This is a genomic window from Marinobacterium nitratireducens (assembly GCF_014645375.1).
GTDB lineage: Bacteria > Pseudomonadota > Gammaproteobacteria > Pseudomonadales > Balneatricaceae > Marinobacterium_A > Marinobacterium_A nitratireducens.
This window is the reverse complement of sequence record NZ_BMLT01000007.1, coordinates 95,570-116,723: the sequence shown is the minus strand read 5'-3', so window position 1 is coordinate 116,723 and position 21,154 is coordinate 95,570. Positions and strand designations below refer to the sequence as shown.

18 protein-coding genes are annotated in these 21,154 nt (G+C 59.5%); 8 read left to right on the top strand and 10 right to left on the bottom strand.

Annotation, left to right across the window (positions count from 1 at the left end):
- Window positions 1-51: 51 nt before the first annotated feature.
- Both IEX85_RS14575 and IEX85_RS14570 read left to right on the top strand, forming a co-directional pair.
- A complete protein-coding gene (locus tag IEX85_RS14575) occupies window positions 52-381 on the top strand; it encodes an IS1096 element passenger TnpR family protein (protein ID WP_229721939.1) in 330 nt (109 codons plus the stop codon).
- Window positions 378-1,829, top strand: a complete 1,452-nt coding sequence (locus IEX85_RS14570; RefSeq protein ID WP_188861351.1) for an ISKra4 family transposase — start codon at window positions 378-380, stop codon at window positions 1,827-1,829. Before IEX85_RS14575 ends, IEX85_RS14570 begins: the two co-directional genes overlap by 4 nt.
- Here the strand turns inward: IEX85_RS14570 and IEX85_RS14565 are convergent.
- The 4 genes from IEX85_RS14565 to IEX85_RS14550 all read right to left on the bottom strand — a co-directional run bounded on the left by IEX85_RS14565 (window position 1,826) and on the right by IEX85_RS14550 (window position 4,633).
- A complete protein-coding gene (locus IEX85_RS14565) occupies window positions 1,826-2,050 on the bottom strand; it encodes an AbrB/MazE/SpoVT family DNA-binding domain-containing protein (protein WP_188861350.1) in 225 nt (74 codons plus the stop codon). The two genes, IEX85_RS14570 and IEX85_RS14565, sit on opposite strands and share 4 nt — an antisense overlap.
- 170 nt (window positions 2,051-2,220) lie before the next feature.
- Window positions 2,221-2,664, bottom strand: a complete 444-nt coding sequence (locus IEX85_RS14560) for a YybH family protein (protein WP_188861349.1) — start codon at window positions 2,662-2,664, stop codon at window positions 2,221-2,223.
- Between the two features lie 29 nt (window positions 2,665-2,693).
- Window positions 2,694-3,077, bottom strand: coding sequence for a c-type cytochrome (locus IEX85_RS14555; protein WP_188861348.1), 384 nt, complete (start codon window positions 3,075-3,077; stop codon window positions 2,694-2,696).
- Window positions 3,074-4,633: a flavin monoamine oxidase family protein gene (locus IEX85_RS14550; protein ID WP_188861347.1), complete on the bottom strand. Its 1,560-nt coding sequence runs from the start codon at window positions 4,631-4,633 to the stop codon at window positions 3,074-3,076. The genes IEX85_RS14555 and IEX85_RS14550 overlap by 4 nt, the downstream gene beginning before the upstream one ends.
- Window positions 4,634-4,720: 87 nt before the next feature.
- Here IEX85_RS14550 and IEX85_RS14545 point away from each other — a divergent pair, with 87 nt between their 5' ends.
- On the top strand, window positions 4,721-5,335 hold the full coding sequence (locus tag IEX85_RS14545) for a TetR/AcrR family transcriptional regulator (RefSeq protein WP_188861346.1): 615 nt from the start codon (window positions 4,721-4,723) through the stop codon (window positions 5,333-5,335).
- A 210-nt stretch (window positions 5,336-5,545) separates the two neighbouring features.
- Here IEX85_RS14545 and IEX85_RS14540 read toward each other — a convergent pair whose 3' ends face one another.
- From IEX85_RS14540 to IEX85_RS14530, 3 genes are all read right to left on the bottom strand, one after another.
- On the bottom strand, window positions 5,546-6,961 hold the full coding sequence (locus IEX85_RS14540; protein ID WP_188861345.1) for an aldehyde dehydrogenase family protein: 1,416 nt from the start codon (window positions 6,959-6,961) through the stop codon (window positions 5,546-5,548).
- A 55-nt stretch (window positions 6,962-7,016) separates the two neighbouring features.
- A complete protein-coding gene (locus IEX85_RS14535; RefSeq protein ID WP_188861344.1) occupies window positions 7,017-8,357 on the bottom strand; it encodes an alginate export family protein in 1,341 nt (446 codons plus the stop codon).
- 755 nt (window positions 8,358-9,112) lie between these two features.
- Window positions 9,113-9,394 (bottom strand): ParC-related protein, encoded by a 282-nt coding sequence (locus IEX85_RS14530; RefSeq protein ID WP_188861343.1) that lies wholly within the window; start codon window positions 9,392-9,394, stop codon window positions 9,113-9,115.
- Window positions 9,395-9,650: 256 nt separating this feature from the next.
- Between IEX85_RS14530 and dhiT the strand changes: the two genes are divergently transcribed.
- Both dhiT and dhiA read left to right on the top strand, forming a co-directional pair.
- Window positions 9,651-9,911, top strand: coding sequence for a type II toxin-antitoxin system toxin DhiT (dhiT, locus tag IEX85_RS14525; RefSeq protein WP_188861342.1), 261 nt, complete (start codon window positions 9,651-9,653; stop codon window positions 9,909-9,911).
- The gene (gene dhiA / locus IEX85_RS14520) at window positions 9,908-10,438 is read left to right on the top strand and encodes a type II toxin-antitoxin system antitoxin DhiA (RefSeq protein ID WP_188861341.1); all 531 of its coding nucleotides are present in this window, start codon (window positions 9,908-9,910) and stop codon (window positions 10,436-10,438) included. The genes dhiT and dhiA overlap by 4 nt, the downstream gene beginning before the upstream one ends.
- Before the next feature lie 71 nt (window positions 10,439-10,509).
- Here the strand turns inward: dhiA and IEX85_RS14515 are convergent, their stop codons facing one another.
- A complete protein-coding gene (locus IEX85_RS14515; protein WP_188861340.1) occupies window positions 10,510-11,256 on the bottom strand; it encodes a GntR family transcriptional regulator in 747 nt (248 codons plus the stop codon).
- A 163-nt stretch (window positions 11,257-11,419) separates the two neighbouring features.
- Between IEX85_RS14515 and IEX85_RS14510 the strand changes: the two genes are divergently transcribed.
- From IEX85_RS14510 to pcaB, 3 genes are read left to right on the top strand one after another with little or no spacing between them, the layout of a single operon-like run.
- Window positions 11,420-12,403, top strand: coding sequence for a TAXI family TRAP transporter solute-binding subunit (locus tag IEX85_RS14510; RefSeq protein WP_188861339.1), 984 nt, complete (start codon window positions 11,420-11,422; stop codon window positions 12,401-12,403).
- Window positions 12,404-12,416: 13 nt separating this feature from the next.
- Complete coding sequence (locus IEX85_RS14505; RefSeq protein ID WP_229721938.1) at window positions 12,417-14,552, top strand: TRAP transporter permease; 2,136 nt, start codon at window positions 12,417-12,419, stop codon at window positions 14,550-14,552.
- The gene (gene pcaB, locus IEX85_RS14500; RefSeq protein WP_188861337.1) at window positions 14,549-15,895 is read left to right on the top strand and encodes a 3-carboxy-cis,cis-muconate cycloisomerase; all 1,347 of its coding nucleotides are present in this window, start codon (window positions 14,549-14,551) and stop codon (window positions 15,893-15,895) included. Before IEX85_RS14505 ends, pcaB begins: the two co-directional genes overlap by 4 nt.
- 511 nt (window positions 15,896-16,406) lie before the next feature.
- Here the strand turns inward: pcaB and IEX85_RS14495 are convergent.
- Entirely contained in the window at window positions 16,407-19,772 is a 3,366-nt protein-coding gene (locus IEX85_RS14495; RefSeq protein WP_188861336.1) for an adenylate/guanylate cyclase domain-containing protein, read from the bottom strand.
- Window positions 19,773-19,895: 123 nt separating this feature from the next.
- On the bottom strand, window positions 19,896-21,065 hold the full coding sequence (locus tag IEX85_RS14490) for a dihydrodipicolinate synthase family protein (protein ID WP_229721936.1): 1,170 nt from the start codon (window positions 21,063-21,065) through the stop codon (window positions 19,896-19,898).
- Window positions 21,066-21,154: the final 89 nt, after the last annotated feature.

The following is a 21,154-nucleotide window of genomic DNA, read 5'->3' as shown; positions in this document are numbered from 1 at the left end:
TGTTCACGTTCGTCCGGAATCGGTGTTCATCTTCGCCGGAATACGCACCGGTTGGCTCCAGATCCCGAGTCAGACCACCCGATCTGTGTAGCAGGTCGACGAGCAGCGCCGCCTGAGGATTGTGGCGGTGCGTGGAACTATCTGGAGCAGTTGCAGCGCCATGAGGGTCACCTGCTTTGGCAGGATATTGAGACGGTGGCCACCGCCGTGGAACGGTTCCTCGACACCGGGGATCGCTCCGCTTTGGGCAATCTGGATGCCCTGCGGGCGGTGATGGCTCGGGTCGAAGCCTACACTGCGTTTCAGCCGGAGCGATTTGATCGCCAGGCGATCAATGCCCGGCTCCGGCAATGGACCAACGGCGCGGGAGGTGAGGCATGAAGTTCAAGGTCCAACTGATCAGTGTCATCGGTGGTCACGAAGAGGCTCGGGATTTGGTCTGTTTGGAACGGGAGGCCCTTGATCTAGCAACGCTCGGTCTGACCCTGGCCGAAGGCAAAGGGCTTCTCAAGGCGATCCAGGAGGCGCTCGTGGAGAAGCAAACCACGGCCTACCTCGACACCCAGTGCCACTGCCCGGTCTGTGGCAAGGCCCGGCCCCGCAAGGGCGGTCATCACATCACTGTTCGCACCCTATTCGGAAAGCTGACGCTCGACAGTCCCCGACTCTTTCATTGCGATTGCCAACCACATCCGACGAAGACCTTCAGTCCGCTCGCGCAACGGTTGCCCGAGCGAATCAGCCCGGAGCGGCTGTTTCTGGAGACCAAGTGGGGTTCACTGGCTTCTTACGGCCTAACGGTGGATCTTCTCAAGGAGGTCCTGCCCCTCGACGAGCAGCTCAACGCCATCACCCTGCGCAATCACCTGCTGCAGGTCGCCGAGCGGATGGAACAGGCCTTGGGGGAGGAGCAGGGCTGCTTCATCGAGGGGTGTCAACTCGACTGGGATCGCCTGCCGTTACCCGACGGACCGCTAACAGTGGGTCTTGACGGTGGCTTTGTCCGCGCACAGCACAAGCAGGGGCACTTCGAGGTCATCACCGGCAAGAGCGTGCTGGCCTTCGAGCGCGACGCTAAAGAGGACGCGCCGTCCGCGAAGCGCTTTGGCTTCGTTCAGACCTTCGACACCAAGCCCCGGCGGCGTCTGTTCGAGGTGTTGAAGTCGCAAGGGATGCAGGCAAATCAGCAGGTGATCTTTCTCTCCGATGGTGGCGAGGATGTTCGTGGCCTGCCGTTCTACCTGAACCCGCAGGCTGAGCATCTGCTGGATTGGTTTCATGTCACGATGCGTATCACCACGATGACGCAGACGGCCAAGGGGCTGCCGGCGACCCTCGGCGAGGGCGCGGAGGCATTCGAACTGCGGGACGAGGTGCTGGACGCGCTCGAGAGTATCAAGTGGTATCTCTGGCACGGCCACGTGTTCCGAGCGCTGCAAGAGATCCAATCAGTCGAAATGGACCTGGAAGCGGCGACGTTTGAAAGCCAAACCGATGCCGCGCGCAAGCTGCTGAAAATGGTCGAGGCATTCCACACCTACATCCAGAACAACCGCCCGTTCATCCCCAATTACGGGGAACGCTTTCGCCAGGGCGAGACGATCTCCACCGCGTTCGTCGAATCGACGGTCAATCAGGTGGTCAGTAAGCGGATGGTGAAGAAGCAGCAGATGCAGTGGAGCGAACGCGGTGCCCATCTGCTGCTGCAGGTTCGCACCCGCGTGCTGGATGACGACCTCGAGGACGTCTTCCGTGACTGGTATCCGGGATTCCGGCCGCCAGACTCACGCCAATCGCCGCCACAGGAGATCAGACCCCCCGCTTTTTAGCGCTCTCCGGTATCAGCAGTTAATCCTTTGAGTAACTGAGCTTCACTGAACGGCAACTGCAAGCGTTTCTTAGTCTTTTCGGGCGCCGCCTCAATTACGATTTTCCCCTCTTGTACCGTCAGCGAGAGTTCGCTGCTTACATCCAGGTGGGCGGCAGCTAGAAGCTTGGACGGGATTCTGACGGCGGCGCTGTCACCCCAGCGTTTAATTTCGGTTCTCATAGCGAGCAACCAAGGGTAGATACAATTAGTATCTACAATAGAGAGGCACACTGAGGTATCAACATCTGTATCTACATGCAGTGCCGTTATCTCTCAAGTGACCACCTGTGCTTCCTTTTCCGCAACTAGCTGCCAGACCAAAGTATACCGACTCTGAAATTCCTGAATTTTTACATGTTCCCCATACCATACATTTCGGCGATTACCCGCCAACCAACTTTCTGCTGCTCCCAAACATAGAGGGCACGAACCTGGTAGGGTTCGCCTTCCACAGGCGTGCAGCTCCAAGTAGCAAAGGTCGAGGCCTGCTCCGCGCCGACAACGGCATCGTTCATTTCGATCGAGCAGGATTGCGCGCCGGCCACTATCTCTTCCATCACCGGCAACAGTGCGGCCAAACCTCGAATCGGCTGCTGGCTGCCCTCCCCTACGACGACGACGTTATCAGCGTACATCGCCTCGGCCCAAGCCTTCGCGTCCTTGGCATTGACGGCATTCTCGGTTGCTTCGAATCGCTGCGCCAGTACCGAAGCGTCGCCTGCGATCGCCATTTCCGTGCCCAAAATAAGGGTTGCAGCCACAGCCAGGCCACGCAGGGTCTTTACGTTTATCATGGATTCTCTCCCATTACAGAAAGTGGAAATCAGTTGAGTTGTTGCAGGAAGCAGATCAGATCCTGTCGTTGCTGTTCATCCTTAATACCGCCGAATGCCATGAAGGTACCCGGAACTCGCTCCGCAGGGCTCTTCAAAAAGGCGTCGAGCTCTGCAATAGTCCAGTCGTGGGTCAGCTCCTCGAACGCCGGCGAATAAAAGAATCCTTCGGCACTGCCTGCTTCACGGCCGACCACGCCCCACAGGTTCGGGCCGACCATGTGACTTCCTGCCGCGTCTGCTGTATGGCAGGTCTTACAGGTGGCGAAGGACTTCTCGCCTGCAACCGGATTGCAATCCGCCGCTAATACGACACTGCTGAAAATAAGTGAAATCAGGGTCCCGCCTACTCCCTGGAGATAGCGGTGTTTCATGCCGTCACCTTTTCATTCTTAAGCGATTCGGTTACCAGCTCGGCGGCACGGGCCCCGGACTCGATGGCGCCGTCGATAAAGCCGCGCCAGCCATTGGCGATATCCGACGTGGCGAAGTAGACATGACCTTCGGGGCGCTGCAGCTCCTCCAGCGCGCCGGTCAGCACGCCCGGGCGATACATGCACCAGGTGCCGAGCGCAAAGGGGTCGGCGTTCCAGTTGTAGCTGGCCGATTCCAGCACCTCCGCGTCGGGTAGAAATTGCTTGAGGGCGTCAGCAACAGCGTCCGGATCGGCGGTATCGAGTAGCTCCGGCGACGCCCCGAACCCGACCAGGATCTGGCTGTCGTCGTCGTCGTATTCGGTCCAGAGGAAGGTAAAGGGCATTTTTTGCGTCCCCTGACCGAACATCAGCGGCTGCTTGCCTTTGATACGGGCATAGGCCTTGACGCCGGATCCGGTATGACGCTCGCGGCTGACTTCGGTCTTGGTCTGCGAAATGGCCGGGGCGAACTCAATTTTGTGGATCACGTTCAGCGGCACCGCCAGTATCACTTTTTTGCCGACGAAGGTCTCTTTGCGGGCGGTCGTGACCTGAACCCTGTCACCATTCTGTTCGACACGGGTCACCGGCTGACCGCGTTTGAACTCGGCCTTGCTGTCTTCGTGGATTTTAGTCAATAGCGATTGAGTACCGCCCTCGAAACGGAAGCGCCCGAGGTTGTCCCACATGAAGGACTGGCTGAAGCCCCCCAACGCGATCCAGCGCAGCTGATCAAGATAGCTGCTCTGGTCGGAGAAGCTATGCCCATTAATGGCCGCGAAGGCATGTAGCAGGCTCTTCTGCTCAGCTGTAACGTCCAACGCCTCGATCGCTGCAGCCGCACTCATCTTGTCGAGGTTCTTGTCGTCCGCAACTAAAAGCGGGTCATAGGGTCGCGGAAAAGCATCGCGCGCCGGCCCGTAAAAGACATCGTTGGCAGGTCCCATGATGCTCCAAAAGTCGTCCGGCGTGCCTTCCTTGCGGGCGCCATTCTCGTCGAACCAGACGTAGTGCGAAGCCGAGTAGGCAGCGCTTTCAACGACCGGCACGTCGTAACGCATTTTTTCGGCCCAGACATGCGGCTGCCCCCAGCCGATCCAGGTGCCGCCCAGGTCGACATCGTGATGCCCGAACTTGCTGGTGAAGGTACGCCCGCCGAGGCGGCCGCTGGCTTCTAGATGCAGCACTTTGAGACCGGCTAGGCTGCTGTCGCGCGCAGCGGTGACGCCGGCGAAGCCGCTACCAACGACAATGACATCATATTCATCATCCTCGGCCTGCGCAGCCATCGCCTTCGCGCCCAGGCCCAGAGACAGACCGGTTCCGGCTACCGCACCGGCCACACCGACGGAACGCAGAAATTGGCGGCGGGAGTTAGGGGTAGTATCCGTTTTCTTGTTTTTTGACATGGAGTCACCTCTTCGCGACTGTGTGTTTTTAGTATTGCAAGCGTTGTCGTCTAGACGGCGAGGACACTCGCTATAGGTCGTTTGACCGATAGCGAGTATCGACACTATCGGTCTATCGACCTACAATGTCAATAGTCTATTTGCACGATTGATGATAAGGGTTTCATTTTGTCATAAGGATGCTTCAACCTGATGAGTACAGATAAAACTGCGCCGAAACGTATTCGAAAATCTCCTGATGAACGGCGCGCGGAAATAATTGAGGCCGCTACATATATTTTCATCCACGAAGGGTATGCTGAGCTTACTCTTCGCAGAGTCGCCCGGGAGGTCAATATTCGCCTGAGTACAGTCCAACATTATTTCAACTCTCGCGATGCCCTGATTAATGCACTGCTTGAAAAGCGAATCCTTTTCTACACAGACCAGTACGCTGCCCTGACATCGACGCTTGACGGAAGTGCCGAGGATCAAGCGCGCGCCATTCTCTGTTTCCTGCTGGATGACAGCCGCAGCCAGGATACCTGCGGTTTCTTCACTCAGCTGTGGGCCATGGGCTTTCAGTCCGAAGAATGTCGATCACAACTATTTGAAATGTATAGAGTTCACCGCCAGGACCTTGCTGACATCGTCGCCATGCTGCGCCCCGAACTCGATGAAACGGAGTGCCTTCAGCGCGCCACCATGATCTCGTCGATGATAGAGGGCTCTCTGGTGCATCTCGGCCATGGACTGCCGATTGATAACCGACTCTCCGATCTTCGTGAACGGATATGCGACCACTTGATTGCATTGATAAAGTCCTGAATGGCAGTAAACCCTGACTAGACCCAGTTGAAAATGGGGTTCTTTGCGAGCCCCAAATAACCGCACCCCTATTCCGTGTGAAATCAACAGTGCCATGTGCTCTGGAAAATCAAGCAAACGTTCGCCCAGCCAATCTATTCAAAAACTTTTTACCTGATAACAATCATTTAGAAATCACCAGTACGTTGGCTTTTAATAGTGCTACTCCCTCTAGCCCTTGCTGATATTTAACAGCTGAACCTGAGTATATTCCAACAGGCCGTCGGTGCCGAACTCGGTACCAATACCGGACATCTTGGCACCGCCGAACGGGCAGTGCGGTAGCACTTCGGAGTGATTGTTGATCCAGACCGTTCCGCACTCCAGGCGTGACGCCACGGCTTTCGCCTGCTCGATATCGCTACCCCAGACCGAGCCGCCAAGGCCATTGGGGTTGTCGTTGGCGCGGCGGATGGCGTCCTCGACATCGCTGTAGCGGACCACCGGCAGCGCGGGGCCAAACTGCTCCTCGTCAACCAGGCGGGTGCCGTCGGTGATATCGGCGACGATGGTCGGGGCATAGAAATAGCCCTTGTCGCCGACGCGCTCGCCGCCGGTGACAACGCTGGCGCCGTTTTGGCGCGCATCCTCGACCAGCTCGGCGACCAGATCGAACTGGTCGCGGTTCTGCACCGGGCCGAAGTTCACGCCCGGCGTCATGCCGGACCCGACCTTCTGAGCCCGCGCCTGCTCGGCCAGCTTTTCGACCAGGGCATCGTACTGGGAATCGTGCACGTAAAGACGCTTCAACGCCGCGCAGGTCTGACCCATGTTGATGAAGGCGGTCTGGAAGATCGCCGGCGCCAGCGTGTCGATGTCGGCGTCCGGCAGCACGATGCCGGCGTCATTACCGCCCAGCTCCAGTGTCAGGCGCTTCAGGTTGTCGGCAGCACTACGCATGATGGTCTGACCGGTCGGTGTGGAGCCGGTGAAGACGATCTTGCGGATACCCTCGTGTTTGACCATCCTGCTGCCGATACCGCCCTCGCCGGTGACCACGTTGATCACGCCGGCCGGCAGCACTTCGTTCATCAGCTCGACCATACGCAGGGTGTTGAAGGGCGTCATCGACGAGGGTTTGACCACCACGGTGTTACCGGTGCGAAGCGCCGGCATGACGTGCCAGATGGCGATCATCAGCGGCCAGTTCCAGGGCGTGATGGAGCCGACTACGCCCAAAGGCTTCCTGTGCAGCTCGGCGCGGCGCACATCGCTGTCCTCGACCACCTCGACCGGGATCTCCAGTGACGCCGTGTAGCGCGTCCAGGCGATCGCGCCACCAACCTCGAAGCGAGCCAGATCCAGCGGCTTGCCCTGCTCCAAGGTGATGAACTCGGCCAGCTCTTCGGCGTGCACCTCGAATTTGTCGGCGATGGCATTCAACGCCGCAACACGCGTCTCGTCGGAGCTGTACTGCCAGCTATTGAAGGCTTCTTCCGCGGTTTTCACCGCTTGATCCACCTGCTCCGGCGATGCAAAGGGACACTCGGCGACTACTTCCTCAGTGGCCGGGTTAAGCACCTTGAAGGTACCGCGCTCGCCGGCCAGGGACTGGCCGCCGATGGTAAGGAAAAACTGTGTATTCATTGTTCAGACTCCTCAAATAGCGCTAAATCGCCTGAAGCTCTGGCTATCAAAGTGCTTAGAACAGCACGATTGCCAGTAGCTGAGTGTAAACATTGGTGTTGTCGTTATCGAACTGGGTCCCGCCCGTGGCCGCACTGTTCTCCGGCTTGTAAAAGCCGATAAGTGGACTAACAATCAGGTTGTCGTTCACCACCCACTCGGCATAGAGATCCAGCTCCTGGGCATCGACTGCGCCGGAGCCCCCGGCAGTATCGGAGAAGTCGAACAAGAGCGCGCCCAATTTCCATGTCTCGCTCGGAGCGACCCTCAGCGCCAGTTGCTGAATATCGGCATCGCTATTGAACGGGCTCGCATAGCTGCCGGCGACCTCCCCCTGGAACCAGGTGCCATAGCCGCGGTTGAATCCGTAGAACAGTGGATCGAAGCCTTCATCAAAATTCGCGTAGCGGTAGCTGATACTGGGCGCCCAGGGCAGAGCGGCAAAGGTCCATCCGGCTTCCAGATACCAGGCATCCGCATCCGGCCGGCTGTTGTCCCCCTGGTGCTGGTTCACCAACTCGCCGGAAAGAAACAGGTTCTCAATGCCAGCGTTGCCCTGGTAACGAAAACTCAGGGTCTCCTGCCCATTGCGATTGGTCAGTCCCAGGGCATTGGCGTAACGATCATTGACATCCAGCCCCTCGAGGTACATCAGGCCGAATGTCCCGGTGTCGCCGACATACTCGGCATTGAGTCCACCCAGCTCGGTTTCCGCCTGCCCCTTGTTATCCGATTTCAGCCAGAACAGGTCCGCGCGCAGCCCGTCTTGACCACCAATACGGGCAACAGCCGTGCGATCGAACGACTTGCGCGCCGCAATCCAGTAGACGCCTCCACGGTCAAAGTGGAGGACACCGTCATTGAAAGTGTCCCCCAGATTCAGTGCATCGCCATTGATCAGGAAGCCATCACCAATGGTGACATTCTGTCGGCCAAACGACAGTTCCAGGCCGTTTTCACCGAGAGCCGGCAGCAGCTTCCCCGAACGCCATGCAAGATAGGCATCCTCGAGGTCGGTTTCGCGCTCGTCTCCTGAAGTGAAGCCACCTGAATCGCCATCGCCCCAGGTCGCCGACGACAGCAGGTTGACGGCCCCGAACAGAGCGGAATCGGACGCCAGGCCGTAATGTCCCGAGAAACCGTACTTAATGTACCCCTCCTGCCAGGAGGCGCCGTTACGATCGTTGTCGAAAAGATAATTTTCTTGGCTGTGAAAGGTGCCAGCGATCGCCTCGAGATCGAAGTTCAGTTCATGCCCACTATCGGCATAGAGGTTGTACCCGAAGGCAGGGCTAGCGAGCGCCGCCGCAAAGGCGGCGCCGAGTAGAGAGCGGGAAAGCGTATTGTTCTTTTTCATGCGCTTGATTCCGGATTTGACTTGATAATGCCACCGATATTTATCGGTCATATGACCTATAGTGCAGCAACATCTGTAACCGGATTCGCACTTTATGTATTTAATCGTTCGAATTTGTAACAGCTTGTAAGAATGGGAGACGTCACTACGAACCAGGGACAACATGCTCAGAATTGTCCAACGGCGGATTCACCCAAGCATGTCGCTAAGGAAATGGGATTGACTCCGCCCCCTTGTGGGGGTCTGGTCGGGACTACCTCGAATTCAACAGTTGTGCGGCATTACAGCAGGCTCCCTTACCGTCTACATGGGGTAAAACAAGCAGCCGTGTCACCAGTCGCCATCGGGTGACACCACCCCATCATTCGGCGTCATCTAGATCCATGCAGGACAGACTCTCGGGGACAACGCCGTCATCCGCATTCTTCTAGCTGCTCATCATGTAGGGCACCTGCTGGTCTCGGTCGCCTTCCAGCTCGAACAGGTCGAATACTTGGCTGAGCGAATCCTCATTGATGACCGCCATCGCCCGTTGATGCGGCTTCAGCCGGTCGGGATGAAGGTGGGATGCATGGCTTATTCCCCGTCAGTAAGATCGGCGTGCCGTGCGGCCTCGATCGACAGCTCGCAGCCGCGAATGCGTCGTGAAATTCTCGGGGGACAGCGTGTCCCACGCGTCATTGGCGATGCATGGCAGCCCTGTTTCGGCGCGTAGCTCGCCCGTACTGTGCGGCTACGTGGCGGCTGGATCCGCTTCAGCTGAGCAGCGGCGCGGTGCCCGGCGCGAACTCGTTCATGTGCAGCGCGATCCGGCTGATACCCATCGATCGCAGCAGCTGGGCGGGCGCATCGAGGCTCTTAAACGTCCTCGAGCCACCACGCTTGAGCTTGAGGCGGTGATCGACGCCGCCGGTCGAGCGGCAGACGATGTGGAAGCGGCCATCGCCGTCCTCGATGATGTAAGCGGTGAGGATGGCCCCGGCCGCGACCAGGTCCGCCAGGGTGGATTCAAAAACGTAACGTGTCTCTCGAGCCATTTGCGGGAACCCAAAAAAGGATTTTGGGCATCATAGGCCGTCCGGCGGGGGACCGCCACCCGGGCCCTGGGCGCGGCGATTGAACATAACAGGGATTATCACTAGCGCCACGACCAAACTTCCCAAGCAAACCGAACCACCCCATCCTTGCAGATAAGCCCAGGTCGAATGACACTATGGTATCCCACAGGATACAAGCCGCTTGTATCCTGTGGGATACAAGTCTAAGATTAACCGAAGTTAATAAGGTACACGGATGCCCCATATCAGCGACTACTTGGGCTTGGTTTTCTACATCTACTTTCACGATCACAAACCGCCCCATGTCCATGTGCGCTTCGGGGAGTTCAATCTGGTAGTAGAGATACAGACAGCTGCGATCCGAGAGGGCTACCTGCCTAGCAAGAAGCGGAAGCTAGCTCAACAGATCGTCGAGCGCTACCGAGATGAGTTACTGGAAAAGTGGAACCAGGCTCAAGCGGGCCAACACCCTGGGAAACTGGAGATTACATTATGATACGTGTTGTCGATGTCGATTACATTGATGGTTTCCGCCTCCACCTGGTATTCAGTGACGGGTTTGCCGGAGAGGTCGACCTAGCTGACGAGTTCAGCAAATCACCTTTTGACGCCTTTGCGCATGACTTCAAGCGCTTTGCGCTTGCCGATGGGACGTTGTGTTGGGGTGATGACGGGCACATCGCGCCGGAGTACCTCCGCGAGGTTGCTAGGGGAGATTTCACTGACGCGGAACTGATCAACCCCACAGACCCTGCTTCCGTGCTGAGCGCCGCCTTTCGTGACAGCATTGAAGAAGGTGACATAACCATTCTCCAGGCCGCCATTCGAGGCTTCTCGGATGAGCTAGGTATGGCTCGAATTGTCGAGGAGGCCGGAATCAAAAGCCGTCCGAGCGCCTATAAGACGATCAGCAGCAGCTCGCCGAAGCTGGAGACCATCGTTAAGATGTGCCATGCAATTCTGAAGATCGACGGCCACGAAGAGCGCCATGTTCACAGGGCAAACGCAGGCAATCACGTATAGTGATTGCCTACATGTTGATCACCTGAGACCTCTCTTGATCTGTCGGTGTTACATCCTGACTGTCTCTGAGACTAACGCTTCATCCGCATCTGATATTCGAACAGGCTGGACGGGAACACCGTTTCACTGGCCTCGAACACCTTCCCCTCGGTGTTGTAGAACTTGCGCCGCAGTCGAAGCGCCGCCTGCCCCGGCTCGACATCGAGCTGGGCGGCTACCGAATCGGGGATGATGACCGCGGCGATGGATTGCTGGACTTCCGCAGTCTGCTTACCGAACCGGTTTTCCAAAATGCCTATGATGGACCCGTGCACCTCACCTAGTAGCTCCCGTATCGCCATAAAGTCTTCGTGTATCCAGACATCCAGGGTACAAAGCGGTCGCTCCTGGGCCTCCCCTGGCGGGGTAAAATAGCGCAGAGCCCGTACCTGCAACAGTCGCTGTCCGGCAGCAAAACCCGTTTTGGCAGCAATGTCTTCGTCGGCCAGGACTTCTGCTGACGATTCGATGCGCACGCGTACCTGTTCGGCATGCTCCAGCAGCTCGTCGACCGTGGACCAGGCGCTTCTGAATACGGACGGTCTGGCGTTCAGAACCACGCTGCCGCGCCCCTGCTGGCGTTCGATCAGACCTTTATCTTCCAGGATCTTGAGCGCCGACCGCGCGGTAAAGCGGCTGACGTCGTAGTCCTGACACAGCACGGCTTCCGTTGGCAGCAGACTGCCGGCCGCGTACTGCCCTTCGGCGATTTGACGTTCGAGATCCTGCGCGACTTCGGCGTAACGCGTCGTTCGTGTGCCCAACAGCTGTTCCTTCATGGCTCATTTCGGCTTTACCCCAATGCTATCGGAAAGCCCCCACCCAGGACAGAAATATTTGTCTGGACAAATAGAAGTCCTTCCGCTAGATTTGTCCAGACAAGTCAAGTTGTCCGGACAAATGACCTGCTTGTGCGCCGATAACAACAACCGGAGATAACCGATGAAATTCCGTCTTACTGCCATCGCAACGCTCTTCACCGCCGCCGTCGGCCTGGCGACCTCTGCCCAGGCGGAGGACCGCAGCGGCTGGCCGTCAAGTATCAAGATCGGTACCGCTTCCCAGGGGGGCACCTATTTCATCTACGGCAGCGGTATCGCCAAACTGATCCAGGAGAAGCTCTCGATTCCTTCCAGCGCCGAAGTCTCGGGCGGGCCGATCCAGAACCTCGCGCTTGTCGATGCCGGTCGCCTCAACCTCGGGCTGACCAGCACCGGCCCGGCACAGCAGAGCGTCGAGGGGCGCAATCCCCTGATCCCGGGCGCCAAAATCGACAATGTGCGGGCGCTGTTCCCGATGTACCAGTCGGCATTCCAGATTGCGGTGCTTAAGAGCACCGGCATCAACAACCTGCAAGGGCTGAACGGGAAATCCATGGGGGTCGGACCCAAGGCCGGCACCACCGCCACCTATCTGCCGGAAATCCTTTCGGAGGTCGGCGTCAAGATCGATGCGCGCTTTGGCGGTGCCGGGGATCAAGCCGGCCAGTTACAGGACGGGATGATCGACGCCCTCGGCCTGGCCGCGGGTATCCCGGTCACTGCCTTCACCCAGATCGAGGCGCAGAATGCCATCACCCCGCTGGGCTTCAGCGACGACGAGATTCAAACGTTGACGCAGAAATATCCCTCGCTGTCGCGGCTGGTCATCAAGGATGGCACCTACAAAGACCAGCAGGGCGACCTACAGACGGTTTCGATGTGGAACTTCGTCGTCGCCAGCAAGAGCATGCCCGACGATCTTGCCTACGCCATCACCAAGGCGGTGCTCGAAAGTAATGAAGAAATGAAGCAGGTCCACCGTGCTGCCGCCGAATCGCTGGCGCAGAACGTGCTCTATAACGCCGTTCTGCCGCTGCATCCCGGCGCAATTCGCTACTACAAGGAAGTCGGCATCGAGCTGCCCGCCAACGCAATGCCCAACTGAACAGGTGTGAATGATGAAATCCTCATCCGAACATCCATCCATGGATAAATCCGGTGTCACCGAGCCGGCGGCGATCGATATCGACGCGGCCGACACTGCGCATGAAACCATGGGAGGGCCGAAGCTGATCGTTGCCGCCAGCGCGCTCTACGTGCTGCTGCAACTGCTGGCGCTGAACCTCTATCCGATGGAGGCCTGGAGCCAGCGTATTCTGCATATGACCGGCGGCCTGGCGCTTGGCGCGCTGATCTTTTCCGGCGCCAGCTACCGCGTGCGTGGCGGCTCCCGAACGGGGACCGCACTGGGTGCAGTGGCGTTGCTGATGTCCGTCGCGACCGCCGCGAGCTACCTGCTGGTCGACCGGACACTGCTGGATCAGCCGGGCATGAATCCGTTCTCCTGGCTGCTGATCTTCACCACCTTGACCACCATCCCCGCGACCTGGCTGGCCAATCGCGGCCAGTCCTGGCGTCCGGCGGATATCGCCGTGGCGATCCTGTGCCTGACGGTGGGCGGTTATCTGATCGAATATCTCGATATGCTGCAGTTCCGGGCCGGTGCTTTCCCGACCACCACTGATGCCATGGTCTCGGCGGCGGCCATAGCTCTACTGCTGGAGATCACCCGCCGCACCACCGGCATGGCCATGGTCATCATCGCCGCGGTATTCGTGGTCTACGCCTTTGTCGGCCCCTGGATGCCCGGCATCCTGCAACACGAAGGCTATGACTTTGCCCGTCTGATTTCGTATCTGCTGACCGATAACGGCGTACTGGGACCGACGCTCGGTGTTTCGGCTACCTACCTGATTCTGTTTATTGTCTTCGCGGCCTTTCTTCAGGCCTCGGGCGCTGGCGACTATTTCGTCAAGCTCGCCTTTGCCGTTGCCGGCCACAAGCGCGGCGGCCCGGCGAAGGTCGCGGTACTGGCGTCCGGGTTGATGGGCACGATCAATGGCTCCTCGGCGGGCAACGTAGTCTCGACCGGTGCCTTTACCATCCCGCTGATGAAAAAGGTGGGGTACAAGCCGAGTGTTGCGGGTGCCATCGAGGCCGCCGCTTCGTCCGGCGGTCAGATACTGCCGCCGATCATGGGCGCCGGCGCCTTCATCATGGCCGACGTCACCGGCATCCCCTACACCGATATCGTCATGGCCGCCGTAATCCCGGGCATTCTTTATTTCCTGTCGGTCTACTTCATGGTCGACTTCGAGGCGTCCAAGACCGGCATGACGGGCTTGGCGAAAGATCAGTTGCCGGATCGTGCGAAGCTGATGCGACAGCTGTATCTGTTCTCGCCCATCATCATCCTGATCACTTGCCTGGTGATGGGCTACTCAGTGATCCGGGCCGGCACCTTGTCGGGACTTTCGGTCATCGTGGTGAGCTGGCTTGGCGCCAATGCCATGGGACCGAAGCGGATCTTCCACGCCCTGGCGCTTGCCGGAAAAATGGCGATCCCGCTGATTTCGGTCTGCGCCACGGCGGGCATCATCGTCGGCGTCATCAGCATCACCGGCGTTGGCCTGCGTTTCTCGGCCATTCTGCTGGCGGTTGCTGATAGCAGCCAGTTACTCGCGCTGCTGTTCGCCATGGTGATCTCGGTCGTGCTGGGCATGGGCATGCCGACGACTGCGGCGTATGCCGTCGCCGCGGCGGTGATCGCACCGGGATTGACGCAGCTGGGTATCGAACCGCTGGTTGCACACTTTTTCGTGTTCTTCTTTGCGGTGATGTCGGCGATCACGCCGCCGGTCGCACTGGCGGCCTTTGCCGGCGCGGCGATTTCGGGCGCGAACTCGATGCAGACCGGCGTGCAGGCGTTCAAGATCGGCATCTCGGCGTTCCTGGTGCCGTTCATCTTCTGCTTCAACCCGGCGCTGCTGATGCAGGGAACCCTGATCGAAATCGTAATGGCTGCCATTACCGCCACCATCGGCATCTACCTGCTGAGCGCCGCGGTGCAGGGCTGGTTCTTTGACCGGGCCGGCCCCCTGACACGTCTGCTGCTGCTCTTGACCTCGATCCTGATGATCATGGGCGGTTGGGAAACCGACCTCGCGGGTGCAGTACTGACTGTCGCTCTCTTTGTTTGGAAAAAAGGCGGTTCCTACCGCGACCGTTTCACTGCCAAGGTAATTTCAAAATGACCGCATCTATTCTGGACTCCCGTCTCTTCGCACCGCTGTTCCACTCCGACACCATGCGCAGTCTGTTCGACGATGGCGCGCGGGTGCAAAGCTATATCGATGTCGAAGCGGCGCTGGCCCGCGCTCAGGCCAGAATCGAGATGATTCCGGCCGAGGCGGCACAGCAGATCAACCAGGCCGCCCAGACGGTGGCCATTGACATGGAGCGCCTGGCGCAGGATACCGGTACCGTCGGTTACCCGATTCTCGGCCTGGTAAGGCAACTGGCACAGGCCGCGGGCAAAGACGCCGGCGGGTATGTGCACTGGGGTGCGACCACCCAGGACATCATGGACACCGGCAGCGTCCTACAGGTACGCGCGGGCCTTGATCTGATCAATCAGGACCTGGCGCGCGTCGAGCGGGCGCTGGAGTCCTTGGCGCGCGAACATCGCGATACCGTGATGGCGGGACGCACCCATATGCAGCACGCGTTGCCCGTCACCTTCGGTTACAAGGCCGCGGTCTGGCTCGATTCGCTGCGCCGGGCACAGCAACGGCTGAACGAACTGCGCCCGCGTGTGCTGGTCGCGCAGCTCGGCGGTGCAGCCGGCACCCTCGCGTCCATGGGGCCTGGTGCCGAAAAAGCGACCGCGTTGCTGGCGGAAGAGCTGGATCTGCGTGCCCCCGACATCCCCTGGCACTCGACCCGGGACACCCTGGCCGAAGCCGGCTGCGCGCTGGCGATCATGACGGGCACGCTGGCTAAAATCGCTTTCGATATCATGATCATGTCGATGACGGAGCTGGGCGAAGTGGCCGAGCCCTTCGTCAAGGACCGCGGCGCTTCCTCCACCATGCCGCAGAAACGCAATCCCATCTCCTGCGAGGTCATTCGCGGCTGCCACAAGGCCGTCAGCGAGTCGGCGCACCTGCTGCTGGGCGCCCAGGAAGCCGACCTGGAACGGGCCACGGGTCCCTGGCATGCGGAGTGGATCGCCCTGCCCCAGTGCTTCGTGCTGTCCCACTGTGCAGTATCTCAGGCCGCCTTCCTCCTGGAAGGACTGGTCGTCAATGCCGAAAAGATGCGCGAAAACCTGCAAATCACTCAGGGCCTGATCGTCGCCGAGTCCGCCATGATGGCGCTTGCCCCACATCTCGGGCGCCAGGCAGCACACGACGTGGTATACGAGGCCTGCCGCACGGCAGAGCAACGCAACCGGACCCTGTTCGACGTGCTGGCAGAAGATGAGTGCGCAACCCGGCATCTGTCCCGTGAACAGCTGGAACAGGCGCTGGCACCGGAAAACTACCTCGGGCTCGCGCAGTACTACGTCGATCAGGTGCTGAGCGCTACGAAATGAGGTAACGAAAAGTCACATATCTGGCTTATTAGAACTAATTTTGGGGCTGGTATTTGAATAAATGCCAGCCCTTTTTTACCTGAATACGCTATATCAATCTGCCTTTATCGGCACAATACGTTTTCTTACACCTTTAAGGCCCTATAAATTCTACCGATTGCATCCACAGTCAGTTACCGGCACAGAGCGGTCATTAGAACTGGACAGGCAAAAGGCAAGACCTGGCCCTGCTTACTACTCTTCTTTACGATCGGTTGCTTCAACTTCCAATCGGGTCATAGCGGACATAGCGCTTCATTCCAGATGTTATAGCGCAATGGCGCTGCCGTACTGTGATTTGAAAGCCAGCCTCAGCCGAGGTGAACCGGTTCGTGGCAAAGGGCAGATGAAGAAAAACGTGTTGTCTCAGCTCCGTTCTCTCCATAAGCAACCGGAGCGCGTTCAGTCATACTTCGAGGCGGAAAAGATACGCTATGCGGCCGCCTGAAAATCACGGTATTAATCTGCCGGGTTAATAGTCGCCTCCTTTACCAGCTTTTTTATTTACTTGTTTAAACCGTCGAAATATCCGGTCAGCCTCCCGGATATCCGGATTGCCCTTACCTTCCGGTATTCTCTGAATCAGTTTTCCCAATCGTTCAAGAGAGTACCACATACGCTCGCCGTTTCGATCAAGATTCACCAGATCCCGCAAGGTCCGGAGCTCGATTATCAGCATGCCCTCCTGCCGGGCAAGCTCAATCGATTTGTCGAACGCCAGCTGTGCCGGCAAATTCCAGCCCCCATCCTCCCCGGCGATCAGCAGTTTTCCCTTGAGCCGGAACAGTTCAGCGGCGTAAAAGCCTTCCCCGGTGCCGTCGACCAGTTCCAGCGCTTCCCTGAGACTTGTGCGGGCTTCATTCAAGTGGCCGTTGTCGAGCAGCACTTCGGCGAGCAGGCCAAGAAAATAGGGCCGCAACACCCTCGCACCGGTTGCTCGGTAGTCGGCCAGCCCCTGCCGCATCAGACTGATCCCCTCGCCTTCGTCACCTTGGTTGGCCAGCGCCCAGCCGCGAATCACCATGCCACGCGCCTGCCAGTAGGGAAAGCCCTGCTCTGCGGCCAGTTCGATGGCCGCTTCAGCCCAGGTCCGGGCATCCGCGGGCTCATGTCGCAACTGATGCAGCTCGGCCCGGAATACCAGCGGGTCGGCCAGGCTGAAGGGGATTTTCGATGCCCGCGCGACGTCCAACACCCGGTCCGAAAAGCGCAACGCCTGCTCGGGAAAGCCCTGATACCATAGCCGCCAGACCTCGAACACCATCGCCAGCAGCCCCGGATCCACGCCATAAAGGAAGGCATGTTCCTGATGCACCTCCGGTTCGTAGAGCTCGATTGCACGCTGCAGGTGCGATCTGGCGGCTCGCAGCCGCCCCTGGAAGAACAGGGTGGCGCCCAGCGCACTGTGCGCCTGCAGCCGCATGTCGGAGTCCCGAGTACTCTCTGCCAGCTGCAGCATTTGCTGCGCCAGCTCCAGTGCGGTGGGATATTCCGCCTGCAGCACATAGTAACGACGCAGGCCCACCAGCACCGGAAACAGTTTCGAGGAGTCTGAAAGGCGACGACTGAGCGCAAGTGCCCTATTGTAGGTACGCTCCACTTCCGCCGAACCATAGCCCTTGACCGCCATCCAGGTCGGCCCCAGCAGACACTGCAGCTCCAGTTCACGCTGATCGCGCTGCAATGAGTCAGGGAGGGTCCCGAGCAGCTCGACCGCTCTGCCGAAATGCGCCAAGGCCTCCATGCTGGCACTGCGATGCATCGCCTGCTCGCCGGCGATACGCAGGAAATGTAAGGCTTTGTCAGTGTTGCCACTTTGGCTGAAGTGGTGCGCGAGCGCGTTGCAGTGCTCGTCGAGGTTTTCCCGAGACAGGGCCTCGATCGCCGTCGCCGTGGATTCATGCAACGCCCGTCGCTGAGCGGACAGCAACGAACCGTAGGCCACTTCCTGCGTCAGCGCATGCTTGAAGCAGAACTCGATCTCCGGATAGGCAGGCCGCTGATAGAGGAACTCGCCATCTTCGAGATGTGACAGCCATCGCCGCAGCTTGACTTCCGGCTGGCCGGACACCTGTTGTATCAGGCTCCAGGGCGCCTCCCGGCCGATCACCGCAACGGTTTGCAGCAGCGACTTCTCGGCGGGCCCAAGCCGGTCGATACGGGCGCTCAGAAGGCCCTGCACGCTGCTCGGAATCCGCAGCGTGGTCAGCGACTTCTGCAGCGACCGCCGTCCCGCCGGGCCGCTGAGAACCCCTTCCTCGATCAGTGACTGCACGACTTCCTCGATAAAGAACGGATTACCCTCTGTATCGGCCATGACCCTTGCCTTGAGTGCTACCAGGACAGGATCCAGCCCCAGCAACGCGTCCAGCAGCACGCCGGACTCGGCAGCCCCGAGCGGATCGAGCCGCAACAAACTGACGCCCGGCGACTCTGCCCAGCGAAAGTCGTACTCCGGCCGGAAGTTCACCAGCAGCAGTACCGGCGCCTGCCCGATGCTCTCGAGCAAGCATGCCAGAAAAGCTTCGCTTTCGCTGTCGAGCCACTGCAGATCCTCGAAGACGATCACCAGAGGCTGGCGCCGACATTCGGCCAGCAGCAACTGCACCACTGTCTCCAGAGTACGCTGGCGCCTAAGTGCCGGCGCCATCTGTTGGAGCCTCCGCCCCAGTTCGCCGATGCCCAGCAGAAAAAGCAGAAGCGGAAGCCGGTCTTCGAGCGCCGGCGCGACAGCAAGCACTTTATCGGCAATTTTTTCACGCCGGCGCCAGTCTTCATCGTGATTGCCGATCTGGAAATAGCCCTTCAGCAGCTCGATCAGCGGCAGATACGCAAATGCCTTGCCATGCGACAGCGAATAGGTTTCGAGCACCAGGCTCTGTGTGCGGGCGCTATGCTTGAACTCATGGAACAGGCGCGACTTGCCGACACCCGGCTCGCCGGCAACCGCGACCAGCTGGCCGTGACCTTGCTGTGACTTCAGCAGTGACTGCTCGAGCACCCGCAACTCGGGCTCTCGTCCGACAAAATGGGCCAGGCCACGGCTTTGGGCGACCTGCAGCCGCGTGTGCCAGGGACCTGGCCCGAGGAGTCGATGGACCCGCAGCGGCTCGGGGACACCCTTGACTGAGACCGCCCCCCGGGATTCAAAGCTGAAATACCCCTGCGCCAGGCGATAGGTGGCGTCGGTAGCGAGGATGGAATTGGGCTCTGCGAGCGCTTCCAGCCGGGAGGCGATATGGATCGTTTGCCCGACCGGATCGTACTCCGCGTGCAGGTCCTCGGCGCGGACCTCGCGAACCACCACTTCCCCGCTATGGATACCGACCCGGATTCTGAGCAAGCGTGCCGGCTGACCAGCCTGCCGTGCGGCGTGCCGGACCAGGTTATCCCTCATCCTAAGGGCCGCGAACAGTGCCCGCTGCGCATGATCCTCGCAGGCCAGGGGCGCGCCGAAAAGGGCCAGGATGCCGTCCCCCAGCGTTTTGGCGACATAGCCTTCGTAGTGATGCACTGCCTCCATCATCAGGCCGAGAGCCGGATCGATCAGCGCCTGCGCCTCTTCCGGGTCGCAATCGTGAATCAAGGCGGTCGAGTCGGCGATATCGGCGAACAGTGACGTGACCGTCTTGCGCTCTCCGCCGGGAGGGAGATGATGAAGCGCATTCTGGCGCTGCGCCAGAATGCGCTCGATCAGATGGGACGGCGTGTAATCGATGGGCGCCTGGTCCTGCAACCCTGCCGACGTTGCCTTTGCGGGTACATCGATTTGACTTCCACACTGGTTGCAAAACCGTGCGGTCTCGGGATTGTCAGCCCCACAGCGGGTACATCGCATAGGCCCCCCGTACTATGTGCAGTGCTCGCCATCAGGCTGCCACTGTCAGCATAGCTCAGGGGGGTCGCAGATACCCGACCGGTATCGGGGGTTGTCGGCGCGGGCCCGAAGCCAGCAGAAGGTTTACTGGATACCGTGCAAGGCCAGCAGCGACTGCATCCGGCCTGCGGCCAGGGCGCGGTCGGCCAGCAATCCGGCCTGATCGGCCAGCTCGAACACCCGTGCATAGTGGCTGATCTCACGGGCCGACTGCATGCCGCCGGCCATGACGAAGTGTTCCTGATGGCCGTTGAGCCAGGCAAGGAACACGACACCGGCCTTGTAGTACTGGGTCGGCGCCTTGAAAATCTCGCGCGACAGCGGGACGGTCGGTTCGAGCAGGTCACGATAGGCCTGCGTCTGCCCCTGCGTCAGCTTCGTCAGCGCCGCCGAAGCGACCGGCGCAATCGCATCGAAAATGCCGAGCAGTGCGTGGGAATAGACCCCGTCCTGGCCTTCGATCAGTTCCGAGTAGTTGAAGTCGTCACCGGTATACATGCGCACGCCTGCCGGCAGGCGGCTACGCAGCACCAGCTCCCATTCTTTGCTCAGCAGCGAGATCTTGATGCCGTCGACCTTGTCGCGGTGGGTTTCGATGATCCGCAGAACCGTATCCATCGCCTCGGCGACATTTTCGCTGCCCCAGTAGCCTTTCAGCGCCGGGTCGAAGACATCCCCGAGCCAGTGCAGGATCACCTTGCCCTGCGCCTGCGTCAGCAACCGGTCGTAGACGCGGATATAGTCATCGGCGTTCCGGGCGACGGCGGCGAGGGCGCGGCTGGCCATCAGGATCAGGCGCCCGCCCTTCGATTCGATGGCTTCCATCTGTTCTTCGTAGGCGGCGATGACGTCGTCCAGCGAGCGGGCATCGGCAACGTTCAGCTGATCGGTACCGCAGCCGGCCGCCAGGTCCGCGCCCTCGACGCTACGCGCCTCGTCCAGGCTGCGGTGAATCAGTTCTTTCGCCGTCGGCCAGTCCACGCCCATGCCGCGCTGGGCGGTGTCCATTGCCTCGGCGATCATGAAGCCCTGGCGCCAGAGGTGGTGGCGGAACGCCATGGTGGCGTCCCAGTCGATGCTCGGTCGCTGCAGCCAGTTGCAATCCTGGCGCAGGGGGTCAACCACGACATGGGCGGCCGCATAGGCGATGCGGTTGAATTCGGGGTTCTCCGGCGCCAGCACCGGGTCTGCGTCACTGAGCTGGTATTTTTTCAGGCTGCCATCGACCTGAGGAAGTGCAATCGTCGTCATCATTCACCATCCATATTCCCATCAGGTATCCAATGGGTTATTTATAAGTATCCGGATAGTTACTTAACGCGCCCGCGTTGTCAAGTCTGCGC

Bases quoted from the DNA above. Each gene is read 5' to 3' on its own strand.
- IEX85_RS14560 (WP_188861349.1), bottom strand. From the start codon at position 2,664: ATGATAAACGTAAAGACCCTGCGTGGCCTGGCTGTGGCTGCAACCCTT.
- IEX85_RS14545 (WP_188861346.1), top strand. From the start codon at position 4,721: ATGAGTACAGATAAAACTGCGCCGAAACGTATTCGAAAATCTCCTGAT.
- IEX85_RS14570 (WP_188861351.1), top strand. From the start codon at position 378: ATGAAGTTCAAGGTCCAACTGATCAGTGTCATCGGTGGTCACGAAGAG.
- IEX85_RS14505 (WP_229721938.1), top strand. From the start codon at position 12,417: ATGAAATCCTCATCCGAACATCCATCCATGGATAAATCCGGTGTCACC.
- IEX85_RS14510 (WP_188861339.1), top strand. From the start codon at position 11,420: ATGAAATTCCGTCTTACTGCCATCGCAACGCTCTTCACCGCCGCCGTC.
- IEX85_RS14530 (WP_188861343.1), bottom strand. From the start codon at position 9,394: ATGGCTCGAGAGACACGTTACGTTTTTGAATCCACCCTGGCGGACCTG.
- IEX85_RS14495 (WP_188861336.1), bottom strand. From the start codon at position 19,772: ATGCGATGTACCCGCTGTGGGGCTGACAATCCCGAGACCGCACGGTTT.
- IEX85_RS14490 (WP_229721936.1), bottom strand. From the start codon at position 21,065: ATGATGACGACGATTGCACTTCCTCAGGTCGATGGCAGCCTGAAAAAA.
- IEX85_RS14540 (WP_188861345.1), bottom strand. From the start codon at position 6,961: ATGAATACACAGTTTTTCCTTACCATCGGCGGCCAGTCCCTGGCCGGC.
- IEX85_RS14515 (WP_188861340.1), bottom strand. From the start codon at position 11,256: ATGAAGGAACAGCTGTTGGGCACACGAACGACGCGTTACGCCGAAGTC.
- IEX85_RS14565 (WP_188861350.1), bottom strand. From the start codon at position 2,050: ATGAGAACCGAAATTAAACGCTGGGGTGACAGCGCCGCCGTCAGAATC.
- dhiT (WP_188861342.1), top strand. From the start codon at position 9,651: ATGCCCCATATCAGCGACTACTTGGGCTTGGTTTTCTACATCTACTTT.
- IEX85_RS14555 (WP_188861348.1), bottom strand. From the start codon at position 3,077: ATGAAACACCGCTATCTCCAGGGAGTAGGCGGGACCCTGATTTCACTT.
- IEX85_RS14535 (WP_188861344.1), bottom strand. From the start codon at position 8,357: ATGAAAAAGAACAATACGCTTTCCCGCTCTCTACTCGGCGCCGCCTTT.
- dhiA (WP_188861341.1), top strand. From the start codon at position 9,908: ATGATACGTGTTGTCGATGTCGATTACATTGATGGTTTCCGCCTCCAC.
- pcaB (WP_188861337.1), top strand. From the start codon at position 14,549: ATGACCGCATCTATTCTGGACTCCCGTCTCTTCGCACCGCTGTTCCAC.